We start from the raw sequence: 20,520 nt of genomic DNA, 5'->3' as shown, positions 1-20,520 counted from the left end.
TGTTCCCGATAAATTGGGTCCCCGCGTGCGCGAGGACGACGTGGCAATTGCGGCCATTCGACGTTTTGCGACACCCTCGAAAGCGGCGACCCCGTTTGCGTGCACAGCGCTGGCATCTGCTAGCTGAGCTAAACATTGATCGCTCTGCGCGCAAGAATAAGGTCGCCGCATTCGTGAGGAGTCGTTGGCGCACAAAGGCAACAACGTGGGTAGTGATATCGCCTCACGCATTTCCCTGCACCTCCCACGCCCTCGCGTCGACAAACACCTTGAACAGCCCCGTATCGAGATGGCCGGCGCGGCATTCCTCGGCGATCAGGTCGAGCGCGCGGTCGACCGGGATGGCTTGCTTGTACGGCCGGTCGCGCGCGGTGAGCGCGTCGTAGATGTCGCCGATCGTCAAAATTCTTGTCTGCAGGCTGATCTGGCCGCCGCGCAGGCCCATCGGATAGCCCGAGCCGTCCAGCTTCTCGTGGTGGCCATGGGCGATCGCCGGCACGCCGGCCAGTTCGCGCGTCCACGGGATCAGGATCAAAAACGAGTAAGAATCGGCGACATGGGCTTCGATCTGGCGCCGTTCGTCTTGCGTCAGGCAGCCCTTGCACACGTTCAGCGCGGCGAATTCGCCCTCGTCGATCAGGCGGAACGAGGCGCCGTCGGCGCCCAGCACCTGGTAGTCGCGGATGGCGTCCAGTTCAGCCAGCGCGGCGCTGGTCGAGACCGCCGGCTCGTTGGCGCGCAAAATCAGCTCGAGGAAGGCGTCGAGTCGCGCCCCTTCAGAGCGCAATTCGGTGTCGATGCGCTCGACCTCGTGGCGGAACGCCGCCACGCTCCATCCGGCCTGCAAGTGGCGCTCGGCGAGGCCGCGGTAGGCCTGGCGTTCGAGGCAGGCGCGAGCGTATAGAAAACGCTGCTCGAGCAGGCACATCTCGGCATGGTGCAGCTTTTTCGATTTGCGCAAGATGTGTTCGCGCACGCCGACCTTGCCGAAGTCGTGCAAGAGCGCGGCGTAGTGGATCTCGCGCAGCTGGTCGGCACTAAAAGCGGCGCGGCGCAGCACCGGGTCGTCGCTGCGCTCGAGCGCGCGCGCCAGGTTGTGCGCATAGCCGGCGACGCGGAACGAATGGCCGGCGGTGACCGGGTCGCGTTCCTCGATCGCCTGCACCGAGGCGCTGACAAAACCGTCGAGCAGTCCCTTGATGTCGGAATAGAGCTGGAAATTTTTCAGCGCGACCGCCGTTTCGGCGCACACGCCGCTGAGGATTTCGAGGTCCGCTTCCTTGAATGCGTACGGGTCGGACGAGGTGTCGACCTGGATCATGCCGAGCACCTCGTCGCCGAGGATCAGCGGCACGCACATGACACTGAGGATGGCTTGCGCGACGATCGACTCGAGCGCGCCATAGTAGCGGTCGGACAAGGTGTCGAGCGACAGGATCGCGCGTTTTTTATGCAGCACTTCGTCGATGATGGTGCTCGACATGCGCACCTGCTGCGGATCTTCGATGGCGCCGTCGCGGCGCCTGGCGGCCACCGGCGTGGGGGCGTCGCGCGGGTGTTCGCGCAGCAAGATGAAGGCGCGTTCGGCCAGCGGAAACAGTTCGAAAATGAAATTCATGATTTTTTCGATCAGCATCGCGCGGTCGGTCACGGCGCCCAGCGCGATGCTGGCCTGCGCCATCGCGTGCAGCCGATGGATTGTTTTCTCGAGGTCGCTGCGGTCGGCCTGCTTGGCGTCGGCCAGCACCGGGGTGAAGCGGGTCGCGTCGACCGAGCTGGTGATCACCGTCGGCATGCTGGCGCGATCGAGCACCACCAGCGAGTGGAACACCAGCGGCACCGACGCCAGCGCCAGTTCGTCGCCATCGCGCAGCACATGCCAGGCGCCGGGCGCGAGCCGTTCGCCGAGCACGAAGGTGCCGTTGCGCGAGTGCAGGTCTTCGACATAATAACTGGCGCCGCGGCGCCGGATGCGGGCGTGGCGCCGGCTGATGGTGTGTTCGGGAATGCAGATGAACTTGTCCAGCGCCAGCGCATCTTGCGGATCGCGCCCGATCACCGCTTCGTCGTGCAGCGCGAAGACGGCCGGTTTGGCCGCCTCGCAGCCGGTCCATTCGAGGTACGCCTTGATGGCGCCGGGCGAAGCGGAAAATGTGGCTGGCGGTTCCATCCTGTTGGCCTCCGTGATTGTTACTCGAGCGCTATTAATTTATTAAATCTCAGCGGACGGTAATCGTGATTTTTTTCGACTGCACGGGCGGCATGTGCGGCACATGGTTTTCGTCGCCCATCAACAGTTGCAGCGTGTGTTGGCCGGGCGGCAGCTCGAGCATGGTTTCGGTTTCGCCGGCGCCAAAATGCAGGTGGTTGCGGTTCGACGGAATCGCCTCGCCCGCCGCCGGCAGCTCGGTGTCGATCAGCAGGTGATGGTGACCGGTGTTGTTGAACGCCACGCCTTTCGGCGCCACGCCCATGTGGCGCAAGCCGAACCAGACGCGAAATGGCTTGCCGGCCGCGACGACCTGGCCATCGGTGGGCCAACCGATGTAGCAGTACGCATTGGCGGGCGCCGCGGTGGCGCTGGCCGGCCCGCCCGGAAGCAGGGCCATCAGTGCCGTTGCCATTGCCATTGCCGCGGCGGCGGCGAATACGGTGCGCATGCTGGTCTCCGGTGTTGATTGTTTTTACTGTTTTTGCGCTATTTTTACCTGACGACAACCGTGATCGGTTTCGAATACACGGGCGGATTGTGCGGCCGGTGATCCTTGTCGCCCAGCAGCAACTGCAAGCGGTGTTTGCCGGGCGGCAGCTCGACCCTTGCCTCGGTTTCGCCGGCGCCGAAATGCAGGTGGTTGCGGTCGTTCGGGATCGGCTCTGTCATGGCCGGCAATGCTGTATTGACCAGCAAGTGATGATGGCCGGTGGCGGGACTGCCGGTGCCTTTCGGCGCTACGCCCATGTTGCGCAGGCCCATGCGTACCCAGAATTTGCCGTTGACGATGACGCTGCCATCGTGCGGCCAGATGAAATAAACCTGGGCGTTGGCCGGCGCCGCGGTGGACTTGGCGGGCTGGGCGCACACCGGGGCACCCAGCGAGCTTACCGCCAGCAATGCAAAAAAAATCATCGTGCTTCGCATGTCAGCCACCTTTTTCCAGAATGCCGCATGTGCGACTGCGTAGTCCTAAATCTGTCACACTATCTACAGCACTGCAAGGCCAGTTCTTCTTAAACGAAGCAAACCGGGAGAGTCGCCCATGTGGCACACACTTTTGCTCGTTTTCGTGCTGATCGCGCCTAGTTTTGCAACGGCCCGCGGGCAGCAAGCCCTTACGGATGACATCAAACTGGCCGGTGTAGTTCCCAAGAATAGCGCCGAGCAATTCGAGCTGGCGTTCTGGGAATCGATCAAGGACAGCAACCACGCCAGCGACTACGAAGCCTACCTGAAGGCCTATCCAAAAGGGCGCTTTGCCGTGCTGGCGCAGGCCCGCATCGCCAGGATGCGCGCTGCTGCAACGCCAACGCCAACGGCCACGCCCGCTCCCGCTCCTTCGGCGGCGCCCCCGAGCGCACCGAAGCCTGCCGCGAAGCTGGCGCAGCCCGCCCCCGCGGCCGGCGCCGAGCTGAAGGACTGCGCGGCCTGCCCGCCGCTGATCTCCCTGCCGGCGGGCCAATTCACGATGGGCAGCAACACCAGCGATCCGAGCGAGCGGCCGGCCCACAAGGTGACCTTGACCACGTCTTTCGCCATCGGCAAATACGAAGTGACGGCCGGCCAGTGGAATGCCTGCGCCGACGCCCGCGCCTGCCAGCGTTCGGCGCAGGCCAACGAGGCGCCGGTGCGCGACGTCAGCTGGGACGATGTCCAGCAATACCTGAAGTGGCTCAGCGCCACCAGCGGCCAGCCGTACCGGCTGCCGACCGAAGCGGAGTGGGAATACGCGGCCAGGGGTGGCACCACGACGGCATATTGGTGGGGCGACAAACTGGTCCCGGGCAAGGCCAACTGCAAGGAGTGCGGACCGCCGTGGCAGGTCGGCGCGCCGGCCAATGCGGGCAGCTTCGGCGCCAACCCGTTCGGCTTGCACGACATGAACGGCAGCGTGTGGGAATGGGTCAGCGACTGCTGGCACAGCGGTTTCAAGGATGCGCCGGCCGACGGGCGCACGTGGGATGAACCCAATTGCACGGTGCGGGTGATCCGCGGCGGCTCGTGGCGCGAAGGCGCCGTCTACATGGTCTCGTCGACCCGTTTCAAATACGACGCCAGCGTGCGCAATGGCCAGAATGGCTTCCGGGTGGCCAGGAACCTCAAGTAAAAAACTATCGTTTGCGCGCCCTGGTGCTGATCTGCACGAAGTCGACCGCGATCTTGTCGGCGCCATTGCGCGCGGCGACCTGCCCGAGCCGCTGCGTGACGGCCGCCAGATAGTCCGCGCTCGGTTCGGTGAGCGGGCGCAGCGCGGCGAACAAGGGAACCGGGGTAGTCACCAGCACGATCAGTTCCGAGCCGAACGGTTTGCCGACCGCCCATTCGCCCATGCTGCCGATGCTGGCCGTGTAGTTGGCCGGCGCGCGGTTGTCGCGCGCCCTCGGGTTCGGCAGCAGGTGGACGACGTTGCCATCCAACGCGTGGTAGTCGACGCTGATGAACGACTCGGCGGCCGCCGAGGTAGTGACGTCGACCACCAGCGGATCGCCCTCGGCCAGATTGACGCCAGGGGCGGCCGGGCCAGCCAGGCGGATGCGGGCGCCGCCGCCAGCGCGCCGGTGCGCAACCCAGTACGGCGCGAAGGCGTCGACGACCGCGCATTTGTCCGGGTCGAGCTGTTGGACGTCGACACCGACACTGGCCACGCCAGGCATGGCGGCGAGCTTGTCGCGCAGGCGCGCCGGCCCCACCGATTTCGGCAGGTAACCGGACACCGCGACCGCACGGCCTTGCACGCTGGCCACCAGCGCCGCGCACGGGATGGTGGCCAACGTAATGGCGAGGGCGTCGGCAGTTGGCGCGGGCACAGGCGCGGCAGGGGGCACAGGCGCGGCCGGCGCAGGCGTGTCGATGGTTGGGGCCACCGCGGTTTGCGCGACGTCGGGCGCTGCCGTCTGTCCGGCCCGCCCGCTGGCGTCACCGGCTGGCCATAGGGTGCGGGCGCCCCAGACGGCCAGCGCGACGGCGGCGGCGGCGCCGGCCAGCACGGCATAGCGGGTGTTGTCGCCCTGCTGGCCGAGCTGGCTGAGGAAGCGTGCCACCGTCGGCGTGCGCGCCTCGCGCTCGAACGCCAGCGCGCATTTGAGTGCCTGCCACTGCCGGCGCCCGAGCTTGGACGGACGCTGCGCCCGCATGCCGGCATCGCGCGCCTGCACCGCCGACAAGCGGTTGAACGGGTGGTGGCCGGTCAGCAATTCGTACGTGATACAACCCAGCGCATAGATATCGTCGCGCGGGTCAGGGTCGCGATGCTCGAGCATTTCAGGGCTGGCGTAGGCAGGCGTGAGCGCGCCCAGGCTGCCCGGGTCGAACACCGTGACGTCGACCGCTTCCTCGGCCTTCTGGAACACGCGGGCGATGCCGAAGTCGATCACCTTTACCACCCCCGCATCGGTCAAAAACACGTTGCCCGGCTTGAAGTCGCAGTGGACGAAGCCGCGCTGGTGGGCGTACGCCAGGGCGTTGGCCATGCCGGTGACGATGCGCAGCGCGTCGGCATAAGGCATGCCGGAAAACCCCGGCGCCTTCAACACCAAGCTGAGCGGCTTGCCCGACAAATACTCCATGGTCAGGTACACCATGGCGCCGTCACGGTCGAAATCGTAGACCGCCACGATGTTCGCATGCGCCAGCGACTGCGCCTTGCGTGCCTCGCGTTGCAGCGCGATCAGCGATTTCGGATGGCCGCGAAACTGCACGTTGAGCACCTTGATCGCAATGTAGGGATTGCGGTCGGACGCTTCCTGCTTGCGCAAGTCGAGCGCCTTGTAGACAGTACCCATGCCGCCGAACCCGATGCACTCCTCCAGCACGAAGCGGCCGTTGAGGGTGTCGCCGACCGCCTTCATGCGTTCCGGCTCGGGGCCGAAAGGTTCGTCCTTCGCGCCCCGCGCGGCCAATGGCAGCGACGGCGGCTCGGTCGCGGCGCGCTTGTTGCCTGGATAGCTGCTTGTATGATTACCCAAATTGTTGCGCGGGCTGTTGTCTTGAGATTTGCCCTGGTAGTTTCCCGGATAGCTGTCCTGAAAGTTGCCCTGATAGTTGCCCGGATAGTTGCCCGGCCTGGTCTGGACGAGCGTGTCGTCGGTGCCCATGCGCTGGCGCGAGACGATCAGGTACTCGATGCGCCGCTGCACTTCGGCGTACACCTCGGCCTGCAGCGGCGTGCGCGCGTGTTCTTCGCTCAGCACTTCCAGCAGGCGGACGGGGCTGTCACGCGCGGTCGCCAGCACTTGGTCGAGTTGGGCGAAAAACTCCGGGCGCGTCAAGGCGCCGCTGTGCAGCTGACGAATCGCTTGAACCAGATTTTCCATTTGACTTTGACTTGTTCAACTCCCAACCGATTTCCTCTGAGACTAGCATGAATACGGTGACCGTCAATGACTTGGTGTAGCGAACCAAGTACGCGGTCGGGATGGTTTGCCGGCAGGCCATAGGCATCCAGCGGCTGGTGTCTGCCAGCGCCAGACAGTGCTGCTCATTTTGTCGGGAAGCGCCCATCACACGCCGGTTGCACAAGTCGCTCCAGCGCGCTATCGCTACCGGAAAATATAAATTAATCCCATTAAATTCAACGGCTTGCGGTCAAATCCAAAGAGAGGCAGATGGATGGCACGCTTTCTGCTCAATGGTTACTGAGCGCAGAAAAATGCTCACCTTCAAACCCAAACAACTTTAGGAGAATTACCATGAACACCTTGACCATCAACGACCTGGCCCGCACCGAACAACTCGATCGCAGCGCCATGGCTGGCGTGCGCGGCGGCACCACCATGTACGGCAACACCGCTGCCGCCGCTTACTACCCTTCCGGCGCTGTCAATTACTCGCCGAGCATTGACTCGTCCCTCAACGCCACGCAGAACATCATGCAGATGCAAAACGTCGTCAACGCGACGGCCAACGGCTCGGCCTTCATTGATGGCGTCCACGCCAACAACAGCACCTCGCTGGCTGGCCAGAACAACATCGTCAAACTGTAATCCGGTTTTCGAAACGACAAAGGAGAACCACCATGTCATCCATCGAAATTCACGACCTGGCGCGCACCCATGCGCTCGACAAGCGCGCGATGTCGGCCGTGCGCGGCGGCGCCAGCTTCGGGCCGGACATCAACGTCAATGTGACGCTGGCCCAGCAGATCGGCCAGTTCCAGCAGATCGGCGTCAATGTCCTCAACAACAACGGCGTGATCGGCGCCGGATTCGCCGGCACCAACTTTGGCGCGGCAGCATCGCAATGGACGCAGAACCACGGGGCGTCAGCAGCGCTCTAACAACGGAACGTTTCGCGTTGTCGCGGGTAAGGTTCACCCCAGCCATTTTTGATGGCCGGGGTGAACTGTGTTGCATATAGCGTTTCTTTTATTTGTTTATACGGCTCAGGCAGGCAATGAGCCTACCCAAGGAGCAATCATGGTTACCATCGTTATCCAGGACCTGTTGGAGAGCACGCAACTCGATCGCCAGGCAAGACAGGCGATCACCGGCGGCTCGCGTTTCCGCGGCGGCGGCGGCGGCGGCGGCGGCGGCCCCATTGGACGGCCGGCGCAGCAACGCGTTCGTCTGTTCGACCTCGCCGCCGGCAAGGCGCCAGCAAAAAGGGCGGCAGCGCGCTAGATTGAACCTTGCGCCATCCGCTCCAGGCCGTTCAGCTCACGCTGAGCGGCTTTTTTTTGGCCGCTCCCTTTTTAACGCCGGCGCATAAATTTGCGCCTGCTGCGTGCGCTGTTGCGCCGCGCCGCACACCTGTGATTTTTCTGTCGGGCGGCGCCCATCACCGGTATCCATTGGCGACTTGCAATTTCAATCTCGATACGGCCAAACTAAAATAAAATACCGTTTAAATTCAATGACTTGGGACGATATAAAGTCTTGCGCCAGGTGCTGGCACGCTATCTGCTACATGATGATTGAGCGCAGAAAATGCTCACCTTCAAACCCAAGCAACCTTTAGGAGTATCACCATGAAAACCTTGACCATCAACGACCTCGCCCGCACCGAACAACTCGACCGCAGCGCCATGTCCGGCGTGCGCGGCGGCTGGAAAATGAGCTCGCCTTCGTACTCGTCCGGCGACTACAAGTACGCCCCGACCGCCGACTCGTCGCTGCATGCCACGCAGAACCTGGTGCAGATGCAGGAAGTCGTCAACGCGACGGCCAACGGCTCGGCCTTCATCGACGGCGTCCATGTCAACAACAACACGTCGCTGTTCGGCCAGAACAACATCGTTGCGCACTAATCAGCCATCCATCGCATCGCCCACCATATTGAGGAGAAATACCATGACAACCTTGACCATCAAAGACCTGGCCCGCACCGAACAACTCGACCGTAGCGCGCTGTCCGCCGTGCGCGGCGGTACCAAAATGAGCCTGCCTGGCTACAGCTTCGGCGACTATACCTACGCCCCGAGCTCGGATTCGTCGGTTCACGCGAGCCAGAACCTGGCCCAGTTCCAGAATGTCACCAACGCCACCGCCAATGGCGCGGCCTTCATTGGCGGCGTCAGCGTCAACAACAGCACCAGCCTGTTCGGCCAGAACAACATCGTTGCCGGTTGAACGAAATGACAGGAACAGGTGTCGACCGTCCAGGTCTCCACCTGTTCCGATTTACTTCCGATTTACTTCGTTACTTGCCACATCACCCAACAGGAGCAACTGAAATGCCCTCGATAACTATTCGCGATTTACAGCGTAGCACCGAACTCGACCAGCACGCGATGTGCGCCGTGCGCGGCGGCTTCGCCTTCCAGCCAGACGCCCATGTCAACGTCAACGTCAGCCAGCAAATCTTCCAGGTCCAGCAAATCGGCGTGAACGTGCTCAACAACAACGGCTCGATCGGCGCCGGCTTCGTCGGTCCGAACATCGACCTCGATGTCATGCTCAAGGCGTCAAACAACGCGTCGATCCCGAAGTTGGTCTAAACTAAGGAGGCCAGTTCGGGCCTCTTCAGTTCAGGCGCATGTTTACCTCACCTTCAACCCTTGACGGAGATGCATCATGGCTAGCATTAGGATCGACAACCTGCCTGCCCGCTACACGCTCGACCGCAAGGCAATGGTGTGCATTCAAGGCGCGGGCGCGCCGTGGGTGTTCGGTTGGATCAGCCCGTTCTTGAATGCTGCTCCAAGCCAGCCGCAGCAAATTAATTTTTATCAGATCAACAATTTCGCCGAGCAAATGATCAACCAGGTGCAGATCGTGTCGGTGACCAATTCCGCCCCGAATTCCAGCCTCAACGTGGCGGTCGATGCCGCCAGCGTCAACAACCGGTTGATTTAGCGAGGCGACGGGGCAGGCGGGATTTATACTGGAAGTCATGCCGGAATCGATACCATGAACCGCGACAGCCGACTGCTCTGGACGTCAGCGGCACTGACCGACGTTGGCTTGGTGCGCAGCCGCAACGAAGATAGCTTCCTTGCCCTGCCCGCGCGCGGGGTGTGGGCGGTTGCGGACGGCATGGGCGGGCATGCCTTCGGCGACATCGCCAGCCGCATGGTAATCGAGGCCATCGAGTCGATCAGCGCGCCGGACAACCTGGAAAATTTTGTTGCCACCACGCGCGAACGCATCACCGGCGTCAACGGCCAACTGCGCGACGAGGCGCAGGCGCGCCGGGTGACGGTGATGGGCAGCACGGTCGTCGTCCTGCTTGCATGCGGCGACGAACTGGCCTGCCTGTGGGCCGGCGACAGTCGCATCTACCTGTATCGCAACGCCTGCCTGCAACAGCTCACGCGCGATCATAGCCAGGCCGAACAATTACGCGCGCGCGGCGTGGCGCCCGGCCTCGAGGCGTCCGCCGCGATGGCCAACATGATTACCCGCGCGGTCGGCGCCGCCGATACCATCGACGTCGACGTGGCGACGCTGGAGGCGGTCGACGGCGACATGCTGCTGCTGTGCAGCGATGGCTTGAGCAACCCGGTCGACGAGCACGCCATTGCGCAAGCACTGACGCTCGGCGATTGCGCCCAGGCGGCGCAATCACTGGTGGCGCTGGCGCTGGCGAACGGCGGGCGCGACAACATTACCGTGGTGGTGGTACGGGCCGACGACGCCGGCAGCGACAGGACGATCGTTAATCCGGCGCTGTGACGGCGCGCCCTGCCCCAGCGCCAGCCTGGTGCCGGAAATCTTTCGAATGCAGCCCGTGTTTTTTCAGCAGCAGCTGCAGGTGCGAGCGGTTCATGTCCCAGCGCCGCGCCAGTTCGGCTACCGTGCCGCCGACTTCCTGCAAGCCGCGCTCGAGGCAGACGCGTTCGGCCTGATCGCTGGCGACGCGCTTTGCCTCGCCCAGCGAAAGCGGCGCTTCGAGGTGCGCTGGAACCTGCGCGCCCTGGCCCCTGACAGATTCGACCTTGGCGGCATCGGCGCCGCCACGCGCGCCCGCCGGCGCCGGCCGGATGTCTTCCGGCAGGTGGCCGACATCGGCTATGTCTCCGGCCAGGCACGAGATGCGGTACATCATGTTGCGCAGTTCGCGGATGTTGCCGGGGTAATCGTAGGCGAGCAAAAAATCGCGCAGCCGTGGCGAGAGCTTGACCGGGCGCCGCTTGAGCGCTTCGGCCGCTTCGTCGCTAAAGTAAGCGATCAGCATCGGTATCTCGTCCTGGCGCTCGCGCAGCGGCGGCAACGTCACATGAATCACGCTGAGGCGGTAGAACAGGTCTTCGCGAAACGTGCCCTGCTCGATCAGCCGGCGCAAATTTTTATTGGTGGCGGCGACGATGCGCGCGTCGACCGCAATGGTTTCGTCGGAGCCGACGCGCTGGATTTCGTGCGACTGCAGCACGCGCAGCAGTTTTACTTGTCCGATCAGCGGCAATTCGCCGATCTCGTCGAGAAAAATGGTGCCGCGATGGGCGCTTTCGAACTTGCCCTTGCGGTCATTGACGGCGCCGGTGAACGCGCCTTTCTTGTGGCCGAACAGTTCCGATTCGAGCAAGTTGTCAGGGATCGCGCCGCAGTTGACGGAGATGTACGGCTTGTCGGCGCGCGCGCCGTTGGCGTGGATGACTTTGGCCATCAGCTCCTTGCCGGTGCCGCTTTCGCCGTCGACCAGCACCGGCAAGTCGGTCGGCGCGGCCTTCTCGGCAATCTCGAGGGCGTCGAGCAGCCTCGGATTGTCGCCGAAAGTACCTTCGAAGACGAAACTGCGCGCCAGCAAGGCCTGGCGGCGCTCGCCGGCGGGCAACGCCAACGCCGGCCCGGCGCTGACGGCCTGCACGAAACGCTCGCGGTGCGACAGCTGCATCACTTCGTCGCGCAGCGCGTTGGCCTGGCGCAGCAGTTTTTCGATGTCGTTTCGCTGCAGGCTCGTGGCCCAGCGCAAGGTCGAGCGCAGGATCTCGATTTTTTCAAGCAGCGCCGCGTACGACATCGCCGACCCTTGCACGCCGCCTGGATTGAACAATTTCATGACGCCGCGCTCAATTGCTTTTGCACCAGTTCGTAATACATGCCGCGCCGCTGCAGCAATTCGTCGTGGCGCCCGTGTTCGACAACTTTTCCTTCGAACAGCACGACGATCTTATCGGCGCGCATGATGGTGCTGAGGCGGTGCGCGATGATGACGGCGGTGCGCCCGGCCAGGATGGCTTGCATGTTGCCGATGATGTTGCTCTCGGACTGGGTGTCGAGCGCCGAGGTCGCCTCGTCGAACACCAGCAGGCGCGGGTCGTGGTACAGCGCGCGCGCAATGCACAGCCGCTGCGCCTGGCCGCCGGACAGGCCGACGCCGCGCTCGCCGACCACTTGCTCGTAGCCCAGCGCCATCTTGCTGATGAACGCGTGGGCGTCGGCCATCTTCGCTACTTCCTCAATGCGGCGGCGGTCGGGACTGTCGTCGCCGCTGGCGATGTTTTCGGCAACGGTGCCGGAAAACAGCAGGTTACTTTGCATCACATAACCGACCTGGGCGCGGTAATAATCCTTGTCGATGACGGCCATGTCGTAGCCGTCGACAAAAATTTTACCTGCCGTCGGCAGATAAAAGCCGACCAGCAATTTGGCCAGGGTTGTCTTGCCGGAACCGCTGCGCCCGACGATGGCCACCAGTTCGCCCGGCTTGATGTCGATGCTGACGTCCTCCAAAACGTAGGCGGTGTCTTCGCCGCCGTAGCGGAAAAACAGGTGCTCGAGGCGGATTTCTCCCTGCAGGTCGGGCAGCACCACGCGCGAAGCGACGTCGGCCGGCCGCTGCTCCGGTTCGATGTCGAGCACGTCGCCGAGTCGCTCCATGGCAACCGTGGCGTCGGCCAGCCGGCTCCATAGCCCGACCAGGCCCATCAGCGGGGCCAGCACGCTGCCCATCAGCGCGTTGAAGGCGATCAATTGGCCGATCGTCAGTTCGCGCGCCAGTACCAGCGAAGCGCCGGCCCACAGGATGGCAATCGTGGCGGCGGCGTGCAGCAGCTGGCTGGCAAGGCCGACCAGGATATTGAACGACTGCGAGCGGTACTGCACTTCGAGCGCCTTGACGTATTTTTTCTCCCATTTCAGGCGCACCGGGCGCTCGCTGCCCATGCCTTTGATGGTCTCGATGCCGCCCAGCGCTTCCATCAGGAAGGAATGGGCGTCGGTCGAGGCGGTGAACACGTCGCGCGCATACTCCTTGATTTTCGGGGTGACCAGTACCGTGACGGCCATGATCGGGATGACGAAGCCGATCAGCAGCAAGGTCAGCTTGACGTTGTAGAGAAACAGGATGGTGAAGTAAATAAACACCATCAGCAAATTGAGCAAAGTGGTGACGGTCGACTCGGTCAGGAAGGCGCGGATGGTCTGGTTTTCCTGGAAGCGCGCCAGGATGTCGCCCGTCTTGCGCTTGGCAAAAAAGGAATACGGCAGCGACATGGTGTGCTTGAAGAATTGCGCCATCATCGAAAAATCAAGGTTGCGTACCATGTAGTTGGCCAGATATGCGCGCACGGTGGCCATGGCTTGGCTGAACACGGTCGAGATGACGAGTCCGACGATGAGCAGGTGCAGCAGGCTGACGTTCTGGTGCACCAGCACGCCGTCGAGGATGTTCTGGATGATCAGCGGCGGCACGATGCCCAGCATCTGGATGACAAACGTGGCGAGGAACAGGTGCCACAGGATTTTTTTGTACGGGCTCAGGTAGCCGACAAAACGCAGCCACGGCGAGCGTGCCGCCGCCACCTGCGCCAGTTGCTGACCGGGGGTAAACACCAGGCAGGTGCCGCTCCAGCCACGCTCGAACTCCTGGACGCTCAGTTGCTTGAAGCCGACCGCCGGGTCGGCCACCCACACGTGCTCGCGCGAGACGCCGTACACCACCACGTAATGGTAGCCTTCCCAGTGGACGATGAAGGGCAGCTCGAAGCCGGCCAGCGCGTCGAACGTGCATTGCACGCCGCGCGCGCCAAAACCGAGCGACTCGCCGGCGCGCGCCAGGCTGTCGAGCGTGGCGCCCTGGGTGGTGACGTTGGCCAGTTCGCGCAGCTTGCCGAGCGTCATGCCGATGCCGTAATGACGGCACACCATCGCCAGGCAGGCGGCGCCGCAGTCCATCTCCTCGGCCTGCTCGACCAGCGCAAAACGCTTGATCAGGTGTTCGCCGGGCCCGCCCTTCGATTGCAGGTCGAGGATCACGGGGCGCTTGCGCCGCTCCGCCAGTTTTTTCTGGCGATGCAGTTCGCGCTCGAAAAACCGGATCCGCTCTTCGATCGCGTCGCGCAGCTTGGCGTTTCGCTCGAGCATGAAGTGGGCCGATTTTTCCGGGATCACGAGCAAGACGGCGTCGGTGACGGCGCGCGCCGACGCCATCTGTTCCTGGCGCATCAGGCAGGCTTTTTCGCCGAAGGTTTCGCCCGGCCCGAGCGTGCCGAGCACGTAGTCGGTGTCGGCGTCGCGGTGCTCGATGCGCACCTGCCCCTGGCGCACGACGTACAGGCGGCGGTCGTCGCGCGCATCCTGGCGCAGGATTTCCTTGCCGGCGCTAACGCGCTTGACGCCGACGCTGCGCACGAAATCGTCGAGCTCGGCCTTGGACACTTTTCCGCGCAAATCGAACAACCGCGCCACCAGGCCGCCGGCCGAACTGACGGCGACGTAATTGTTGACGAAGTCGAGGGCCACCGCGTTGTGGGCGATCACCGGTTCGATTTGCGCGCGCGGGATGAACCACAGTTCGGTCTTGAGCGCGGCGCGCGCCGACAGTTCGTGACGGTAGTCGCGCAACATGGCGATCTCGGCGAATACCTCGCCGCTCTTGCGTACGCCCATGCTGGTTTCCTTGCCGTTCTCTTCGCTGAACACGCGTACCGAGCCGGACTTGATGACGTACAGGCCGTTGGCTGGTTCGCCGGCCATGCAGACGCTGTCGCCGAAGGAAAAAAACCGCGGCTCGCAGGCCGCCGCCAGCCGTTCCAGGTCGCCCTTGGTGAACGGCGCGAGAATTTCCACGGAAGCGAGGAAGTCGACCGCTGTCTGCTCTTTCGGTATCGGTTCCATGTGTTTTCTGATGCCGTGCCCGCCACGCCTGCCAATCATCGGCTGGAAACCGCCTCGATGATGTGCTCCTGCGCCCGCGCCCCCAGCCATTGCTCGCGCAGCAGGCGGCGCACCTCGATGGCTGTCTCCTCGTCCAGCGCGGCCGGGTACTTGGCGTTGACGGCGAAAATTTCGTAGAACGAACGGTCGGGCGCCGGGAACGGCCCCAGCAGTTCGCCGGCGGCGGCGTTGAAGACCCTCGCCTCGATGTCGGTCTTGAGGGCGCCGCGCGGCACCTTGCCGATGACGCCGCCGCGCTCGCGGGCGTCGCCGATCGAATGCTCGCGCGCCATCTCGGCGAAGCTGTCCGGGTCGTCCTGCAGGGCCGACATCATCTCCTTCGCCTTGCCTTCGGTATCGAGCACGATGTGGCTCACTTCGACGCTGTCGAAACGGGGTGAATTGAGTTTAAAGTAATGTTCGACGGCCTGGTCGTTGCACACCTGCGCCATCATTTTTTCCTGGTACAGGCCGTCGGTAACGAAATCTTCGAATTCGTCCAGGCTTACGCCCAGCGTGTCGAGATAGTGGTTCATGTCGGCCGCCCGGTGCAGGCCCAGTGTGCGGCGGAACTGGTCGGCCCGCTGCTGGATGTCTTCGGGCGCGAGCTGGAGGCCGGATTTTTTCGCCGCCAGTACGGTGAGCTTGTCGCGCACCAGTTGTTCGATCAGCCCCTCGAACTGTCCGCTGAGCTTCAAGGTCCGGATGAAATCGTCGGTGCCGATGACTTCATTGTCGATGCGCACAATCGCCGTCATGTTCCCTGCTCCCGAATTTCTTCAATCAGGTTAGAAAGCGATGACGAGCCGAAGTTCCAGACTTCACATGCGTTCGAGCAACTCAGAGACGTTCGAGCAATTTAGCGGCGGCGCGCTCACTGAGCACCAGCACCAGCTTCAAGCGCGCCCGCGTCATGCCGACGAACAGCTTGCGAAACACCAGTTCATCGATGCTGTCGAAATCGACCTCCGTAAAAATGACGGCCGGCGCCGACTGCCCCTTGAAGCGGTACACCGATTCGGCCAGCAGAGCGCCTTCGCGAAAAATCGGGTTGCCGAACAAGTCGTAGGCGCCGGTGAACGATTTGAGGGTGTGGGCGTCGCCCAGCGTGTCGAGGTCGAGCAGGGCCGACTTTGCGCGCCCGTGGAACGAGGCGATGGCGATGTCGTGGCGGGCGAAACCGGCGGCCAGGCACAGCGTGATGGCATGCTTGGTCTGGGCGATCATGGCGGCGTTGTCGCCCTCGGCATACGCCAGCACGTCGATGTCGGCGCCGTCGAACGGGCTACCCGCTTCGACCGCCTCGCGCACGCCGCCGCCGATCGCGGCGAGCATGTCGACGATCTGGCGCGGGCTGCGGTAATTGGTCTGCGAGTGCAACGTCACCCAGCCGTCGAGGACCACCATCTCGCGTCCGTACAGGTTCTGCATCGGATCTTCGAGCCAGGTGGCGCGCCCGCCCTCCTTGAGCATGCGCAGCAAAATGTCGCGCCAGGCGCCGGAAAAATCCTGGCCTTCGTCGACGATGAGGACGTCGAATTTCCATGCCTCGGGCAGCTCTTCGGTGGCGAGTGCGGTTTCCATCCGGCCCCAGACGTCGGCCGAGCTGTAGTCGGGCGAGACGCCGCCGGCGCGCAAAAACGCGTCGCCGAGCATATGGAAGGTGGCAACGCGCCCGCCGGGCGGCACCAGGCGCTCGATATGGTCGGCCAGCGGCCGGTTGAAGCAGACGTACAGCGGGCGCAGGCCGGCGTCGACGGCGGCGTAGTATTCGGCCAGCGCCAGCTGGGTCTTGCCGCTGCCGGCGGTGCCGATTACGCGCAGCCGGAACGGCGAAAAATCAAGGCGACGCGCCCAGGTCGCCAGGCCGCCGGACAGCCGCGTGACCATCTGGGCGGCGCTGCCGATCATGGCGCTGGGATCGGGCCGCAGACTGAGTGTGTCGCCGAGAAAGCGCGTGACTTTGTCGAACTGCTTAGCGTGATCGTCGGGGTCACCGGCAGCGTCGGCTTGCCGCAGCGGCAGCACCTCGCGGATAACCTCGGCCAACTGGTCCTTGGCGGTGGCGTCGATGATGTGGCGCGGGTCGATGCCGGCCAGCTGCGGATCGCGCACGTGGTAGTCGGGGCAGTACAGCAGGTAGTCGATCGACAGCGCCGATGGCCCCGGCTCATTGGCGAAGCGCTTGACCAGGCCGTCGATGGTGTGCAGGATCTGGGTGCGCACGTTGCTCGCCCTGCCCTGGTAGCGCTTGACCAGGCCGTCGGGGGTCTCGGTCAAAAAGCCCGACTTCTGTTCGATCACCAGCACCCGCCCGCTCGGCGCGACGACAATAAAATCGATTTCGCCATAGGCCGAAAAGCCATGCTCGACGTTGGTCCAGTGGACGCCATGATAGATGCTGTAAGGGGCGTCTTCGAGGGCGACATCGAGGTAGGCGAGCGTCTCGATTTCACGCGCGGCGGCGCCGGTGACGGACATTTCGCGCCAGCCTGCCGGATGGATGTGGGCCATTAAAGGTGGGCGCCGGTAGCCGCGCCGAAGCTGAAAGTCTTATTGTAGCGCCAAGACGGTGGCCGCCCCGCGTAAATAAATTCCGCTCGGCAATCGCGCGGTTGCTACCAGGGCTAAATCGTAGAATCATTATTTCGCAACATCCTCGCAAAGGCCGCGGATGACCCCGACCTACTGGTTTCTCATGATCGGCTGCCTGATGTTGGCGCGCGGCTTGGCGGCAACGACCATTTCGCGCCTGCCGGTGACCTCGGCCATCGTCTACCTTGCGTTCGGCATCATATTAGGTCCGATGGTGCTGGGCATCTTCCATTTTCGCGCCGTCGACCAGTCGCACATGCTGGAAATCCTGACCGAGATCGCCGTCCTCATTTCGCTGTTTTCGGCCGGCGTCAAGATGCCGGTACCGATTACGTCCGCGCGCTGGGGGCCGTCGTTCCGGCTGGCCTGGGTATCGATGTCGATCACGGTGGCGCTGGTGGCGGCGTTCGCCTATTACGTGCTGGGCCTGCCGATCGGCGCCGGCATCTTGCTCGGCGCGATCCTGGCGCCGACCGATCCGGTGCTGGCCACCGACGTCCAGGTGCGCCACGCCGGCGACGCCGATTCGCTGCGTTTTACCCTGACGTCCGAAGCCGGCATGAACGATGGCTCGGCGTTTCCGTTCGTCATGCTCGGCCTCGGCCTGCTCGGCGCAGCCGAACTGGCCGAATTCGCCTGGCGCTGGGCCTTGGTCGACGTCATCTGGGCGACCCTCGGCGCGGTGGCGATCGGCCTGGGCGCGGGCGCCCTGCTCGGCAAGCTGGGCTGGGCGCTGCGCAACAAGGAACCGAGGCACGACGTGCTCGACGACCTGGTCGGGCTCGGCCTGATCGCCGTCGTCTATGGCGTCTCGTTGCTGGCTTATGCGTGGGGCTTCCTGGCCGTGTTCTTCGCCGGCGTCGCACTGCGCCAGACCGAATTGCTGCTGACGGGAGCCCACAAGAACCGCCAGGGCTTGCTGGTGCCGGACGATCCAAAGGCCGATCCGGCCAACGACGAGGTGCCGGACCAGCCGGTGCCGCTGACCGTCAGCGCCGAATCGCTGGTGTTCAAGGAGCACCTGGAGCGATTGTCGGAACTGACCCTGGTGCTGCTGCTGGGCGGTATGCTGACCTTGCAGGACTGGAACTGGCGCACCTGTGGCACCGCCCTGTTCCTGTTCTTCGTGGCGCGCCCCGTCAGCGTGATGCTGGGACTGGCAGGAACCAGCACGTCGCTCAAGCTGCGGCTGATCATCGGCTGGTTCGGCGTGCGCGGCATCGGCTCGGTGTACTACCTGATGTACGCGGTCAATAACGGCTTGCCGAGCACGCTGACGGGTGAACTGACGCAGATAACGGTGATCGTGGTGGCGCTATCGATCCTGGTGCACGGCATCAGCGTGAAGCCGATGATGGACAAGTACTGGCGCCGGAAGTAAGGACGCTACTTCCAGCGGCGACGACACTTGCGCATCACAGCAGACTCCGTACCGTCAGCGTATTACTTTATACTTCGTCGAGGAAATTTGACCACCACCCAACGACGGGCACGCCATGAAGCGCAGCATCTTGATTTTACTGACCCCGCTGCTGCTGGCAGGCTGCATCAGGCAATCGGCCAGTTATTACATCGACGGCGCCAGCCATTCGCTGACGGTGCGCGCCGAGCAGGCGTATTTCTGGAACGACGACGTCGTCGTCAAACTGGTCGCCGCCCACATGCCGGACTGCCAGCGCCAGTTCCCGATGACGACGCTGCCGGCCGCCGATTTCGCGATCGCGCTGTATTCGGGCGGCGACAATGTGTATTCGGTCCGCGTCGGCAAGCAGGTCATCCGCGTCGAAACCCAGAACTGCACCCGGCTGACCGAACCGACGACAGACGAGCTGGGTGAACAGCTCGGCACCTTCCGGCTCGATGGCGAGAACAAGATGGTGTTCGAAAAAATTGCGAGTGCGGCGGGGCCGGCCGACCCGGGTGCCGCCGCTGCTGTCACTGAATAGACTCACGGCGGCGTCAATGACCCGGTTCAGGCGCGCCTGAGGTTGACCGCCTCAAGGCTTCGGTCAACCCGCCGCCGTGCGCTGCGCATCGGCAGTGGTCACGGCGCCCTGGCCCATGCGCTTGTGCAGCGGCTCGATCATCGCCGCTTTGCCGGCGTGTTCGAGCACGCGCTCGAGCAGCCCGGACTCGTCGCCGCGCGCCAGCGTCCACTGGGTAAAATACTCGTGCACCGTACGCCACGGCGGAAACGCCGGCGGCAGGCTGCGCCAGGGCACGCCGCTGTCGAGAAAATACAGCACCGCGCAGAACACATCGTACAGGTCGTGCTTGCGCGGGCGCGTCTTGCGCCGCGCCGCCTCGAGCATCGGGCGCACCCGCTCGAAGTCTTCCCGCGAGATATCGCTGGGGAATTCAGGCCGTGACATCTTCGCCCCCAAATCAAGTTGGAGGCGGCGATGTGGAACAGGTTCCCGAATTATTCGCGCAGTGTCAAATTTGCGCGGGGCGTCAGTCGCGCGCGAGCGCCAGAAATTCGGTGCGCAGGCCCAGGTTCGGCTGCAATTCGCCCAACATCGCCGAGGTGATAGTTTCTTCGCCGGGGGTGCGGATGCCGCGGCTTTCCATGCACAGGTGGCGGCACTTGATGACCACGCCGACCGCTTTCGGCTCGAGCACTTCCATCAACGCATTGGCGATCTGGATCGTCATGCGTTCCTGCACTTGCAGGCGCTTGGAGAAGCAGTCGACCAGCCGGGTCAGCTTGGAAAGGCCGACGATCTTGCCGTTCGGCAGATAGCCGATGGTGGCCTTGCCGAAGAACGGCGCCAGGTGGTGTTCGCAATGGCTGTAGACCGGAATGCCGCGCACCACGATCAGTTCATTGTACTGTTCAGCGCCGTCTTCGAACGCCTTGAGCAGGCTGACCGGGTCCTGCTGGTAGCCGGATGTCCAGTGCTTCCACGCCTTGGCCACGCGCGCCGGGGTTTCGACAAGGCCGGGACGGTCCGGATCTTCGCCAAAGCTGGCAATCAGGCGGCGCCAGTCTTTTTCGGAGAACGCATCTTGGGACATGGGGCTACCTCATATATACGAATGCGGACAGTATATAGAAACTACAAGAAACTGCGAGAACCTGCGAGAACCCGCGGCAAGTTGTGCGCGCCTGGCCGGCCGGCGCCAGCGCTGCAGTTTGCGCAAACCGAACTCGTCCACAGCAGGCCTGCGCTAGCG

At 63.6% G+C, this 20,520-nt stretch carries 21 protein-coding genes; 11 read left to right on the top strand and 10 right to left on the bottom strand.

Annotation, left to right across the window (positions count from 1 at the left end; genetic code table 11):
* Positions 1 to 223 precede the first annotated feature (223 nt).
* From CR103_RS06915 to CR103_RS06905, 3 genes are read right to left on the bottom strand one after another with little or no spacing between them, the layout of a single operon-like run.
* Positions 224 to 2,170, bottom strand: coding sequence for an HD domain-containing phosphohydrolase (locus CR103_RS06915; RefSeq protein ID WP_099915266.1), 1,947 nt, complete (start codon positions 2,168 to 2,170; stop codon positions 224 to 226).
* A gap of 49 nt (positions 2,171 to 2,219) precedes the next feature.
* Entirely contained in the window at positions 2,220 to 2,660 is a 441-nt protein-coding gene (locus CR103_RS06910; RefSeq protein WP_099915265.1) for a DUF4399 domain-containing protein, read from the bottom strand.
* 44 nt (positions 2,661 to 2,704) lie between these two features.
* Positions 2,705 to 3,139, bottom strand: a complete 435-nt coding sequence (locus tag CR103_RS06905) for a DUF4399 domain-containing protein (protein ID WP_307726900.1) — start codon at positions 3,137 to 3,139, stop codon at positions 2,705 to 2,707.
* 118 nt (positions 3,140 to 3,257) lie between these two features.
* On the opposite strand from CR103_RS06905, the gene CR103_RS06900 reads away from it, so the two are divergent.
* Positions 3,258 to 4,322, top strand: a complete 1,065-nt coding sequence (locus tag CR103_RS06900; RefSeq protein WP_099915263.1) for a formylglycine-generating enzyme family protein — start codon at positions 3,258 to 3,260, stop codon at positions 4,320 to 4,322.
* A 4-nt stretch (positions 4,323 to 4,326) separates the two neighbouring features.
* Here the strand turns inward: CR103_RS06900 and CR103_RS06895 are convergent, their stop codons facing one another.
* Positions 4,327 to 6,528, bottom strand: coding sequence for a serine/threonine-protein kinase (locus CR103_RS06895; protein WP_229442831.1), 2,202 nt, complete (start codon positions 6,526 to 6,528; stop codon positions 4,327 to 4,329).
* Positions 6,529 to 6,903: 375 nt separating this feature from the next.
* Between CR103_RS06895 and CR103_RS06890 the strand changes: the two genes are divergently transcribed.
* The 8 genes from CR103_RS06890 (at position 6,904) to CR103_RS06855 (ending at position 10,326) form a co-directional block, all read left to right on the top strand.
* Entirely contained in the window at positions 6,904 to 7,197 is a 294-nt protein-coding gene (locus CR103_RS06890; protein ID WP_099915262.1) for a hypothetical protein, read from the top strand.
* 32 nt (positions 7,198 to 7,229) lie between these two features.
* On the top strand, positions 7,230 to 7,490 hold the full coding sequence (locus tag CR103_RS06885) for a hypothetical protein (protein WP_099915261.1): 261 nt from the start codon (positions 7,230 to 7,232) through the stop codon (positions 7,488 to 7,490).
* A gap of 139 nt (positions 7,491 to 7,629) precedes the next feature.
* A complete protein-coding gene (locus CR103_RS06880; protein WP_099915260.1) occupies positions 7,630 to 7,833 on the top strand; it encodes a hypothetical protein in 204 nt (67 codons plus the stop codon).
* 347 nt (positions 7,834 to 8,180) lie between these two features.
* Complete coding sequence (locus CR103_RS06875; RefSeq protein ID WP_099915259.1) at positions 8,181 to 8,459, top strand: hypothetical protein; 279 nt, start codon at positions 8,181 to 8,183, stop codon at positions 8,457 to 8,459.
* 43 nt (positions 8,460 to 8,502) lie between these two features.
* Complete coding sequence (locus CR103_RS06870) at positions 8,503 to 8,781, top strand: hypothetical protein (protein ID WP_099915258.1); 279 nt, start codon at positions 8,503 to 8,505, stop codon at positions 8,779 to 8,781.
* 104 nt (positions 8,782 to 8,885) lie between these two features.
* A complete protein-coding gene (locus CR103_RS06865) occupies positions 8,886 to 9,149 on the top strand; it encodes a hypothetical protein (protein WP_099915257.1) in 264 nt (87 codons plus the stop codon).
* Positions 9,150 to 9,225: 76 nt separating this feature from the next.
* A complete protein-coding gene (locus CR103_RS06860; protein ID WP_099915256.1) occupies positions 9,226 to 9,507 on the top strand; it encodes a hypothetical protein in 282 nt (93 codons plus the stop codon).
* Positions 9,508 to 9,561: 54 nt separating this feature from the next.
* On the top strand, positions 9,562 to 10,326 hold the full coding sequence (locus tag CR103_RS06855) for a PP2C family protein-serine/threonine phosphatase (protein WP_099915255.1): 765 nt from the start codon (positions 9,562 to 9,564) through the stop codon (positions 10,324 to 10,326).
* On the opposite strand, the gene CR103_RS06850 is transcribed toward CR103_RS06855, so the two are convergent.
* The 4 genes from CR103_RS06850 to CR103_RS06835 form a co-directional block, all read right to left on the bottom strand.
* Positions 10,310 to 11,650: a sigma-54 interaction domain-containing protein gene (locus CR103_RS06850; protein WP_099915254.1), complete on the bottom strand. Its 1,341-nt coding sequence runs from the start codon at positions 11,648 to 11,650 to the stop codon at positions 10,310 to 10,312. The two genes, CR103_RS06855 and CR103_RS06850, sit on opposite strands and share 17 nt — an antisense overlap.
* Complete coding sequence (locus CR103_RS06845; protein WP_099915253.1) at positions 11,647 to 14,709, bottom strand: peptidase domain-containing ABC transporter; 3,063 nt, start codon at positions 14,707 to 14,709, stop codon at positions 11,647 to 11,649. The genes CR103_RS06850 and CR103_RS06845 overlap by 4 nt, the downstream gene beginning before the upstream one ends.
* A gap of 35 nt (positions 14,710 to 14,744) precedes the next feature.
* Positions 14,745 to 15,506 (bottom strand): peptidylprolyl isomerase, encoded by a 762-nt coding sequence (locus tag CR103_RS06840; protein ID WP_099915252.1) that lies wholly within the window; start codon positions 15,504 to 15,506, stop codon positions 14,745 to 14,747.
* An 82-nt stretch (positions 15,507 to 15,588) separates the two neighbouring features.
* Positions 15,589 to 17,262, bottom strand: a complete 1,674-nt coding sequence (locus tag CR103_RS06835; protein WP_099915251.1) for an ATP-binding domain-containing protein — start codon at positions 17,260 to 17,262, stop codon at positions 15,589 to 15,591.
* A 160-nt stretch (positions 17,263 to 17,422) separates the two neighbouring features.
* On the opposite strand from CR103_RS06835, the gene CR103_RS06830 reads away from it, so the two are divergent.
* Together CR103_RS06830 and CR103_RS06825 are read left to right on the top strand one after the other, a co-directional pair.
* The gene (locus CR103_RS06830) at positions 17,423 to 18,724 is read left to right on the top strand and encodes a cation:proton antiporter (protein ID WP_099915250.1); all 1,302 of its coding nucleotides are present in this window, start codon (positions 17,423 to 17,425) and stop codon (positions 18,722 to 18,724) included.
* A 115-nt stretch (positions 18,725 to 18,839) separates the two neighbouring features.
* Entirely contained in the window at positions 18,840 to 19,289 is a 450-nt protein-coding gene (locus tag CR103_RS06825) for a hypothetical protein (protein WP_099915249.1), read from the top strand.
* 63 nt (positions 19,290 to 19,352) lie between these two features.
* On the opposite strand, the gene CR103_RS24070 is transcribed toward CR103_RS06825, so the two are convergent.
* Positions 19,353 to 19,715: a transposase gene (locus CR103_RS24070; RefSeq protein ID WP_099915248.1), complete on the bottom strand. Its 363-nt coding sequence runs from the start codon at positions 19,713 to 19,715 to the stop codon at positions 19,353 to 19,355.
* 82 nt (positions 19,716 to 19,797) lie between these two features.
* Positions 19,798 to 20,361 (bottom strand): GTP cyclohydrolase I FolE, encoded by a 564-nt coding sequence (gene folE, locus CR103_RS06815; protein WP_099915247.1) that lies wholly within the window; start codon positions 20,359 to 20,361, stop codon positions 19,798 to 19,800.
* Positions 20,362 to 20,520: the final 159 nt, after the last annotated feature.

The sequence above is a fragment of the Massilia psychrophila genome (assembly GCF_002760665.1).
Lineage (GTDB): Bacteria > Pseudomonadota > Gammaproteobacteria > Burkholderiales > Burkholderiaceae_D > JAFCUW01.
The sequence above is the reverse complement of the archived record's forward strand: the minus strand, read 5'-3'. Positions and strand labels throughout refer to the sequence as shown.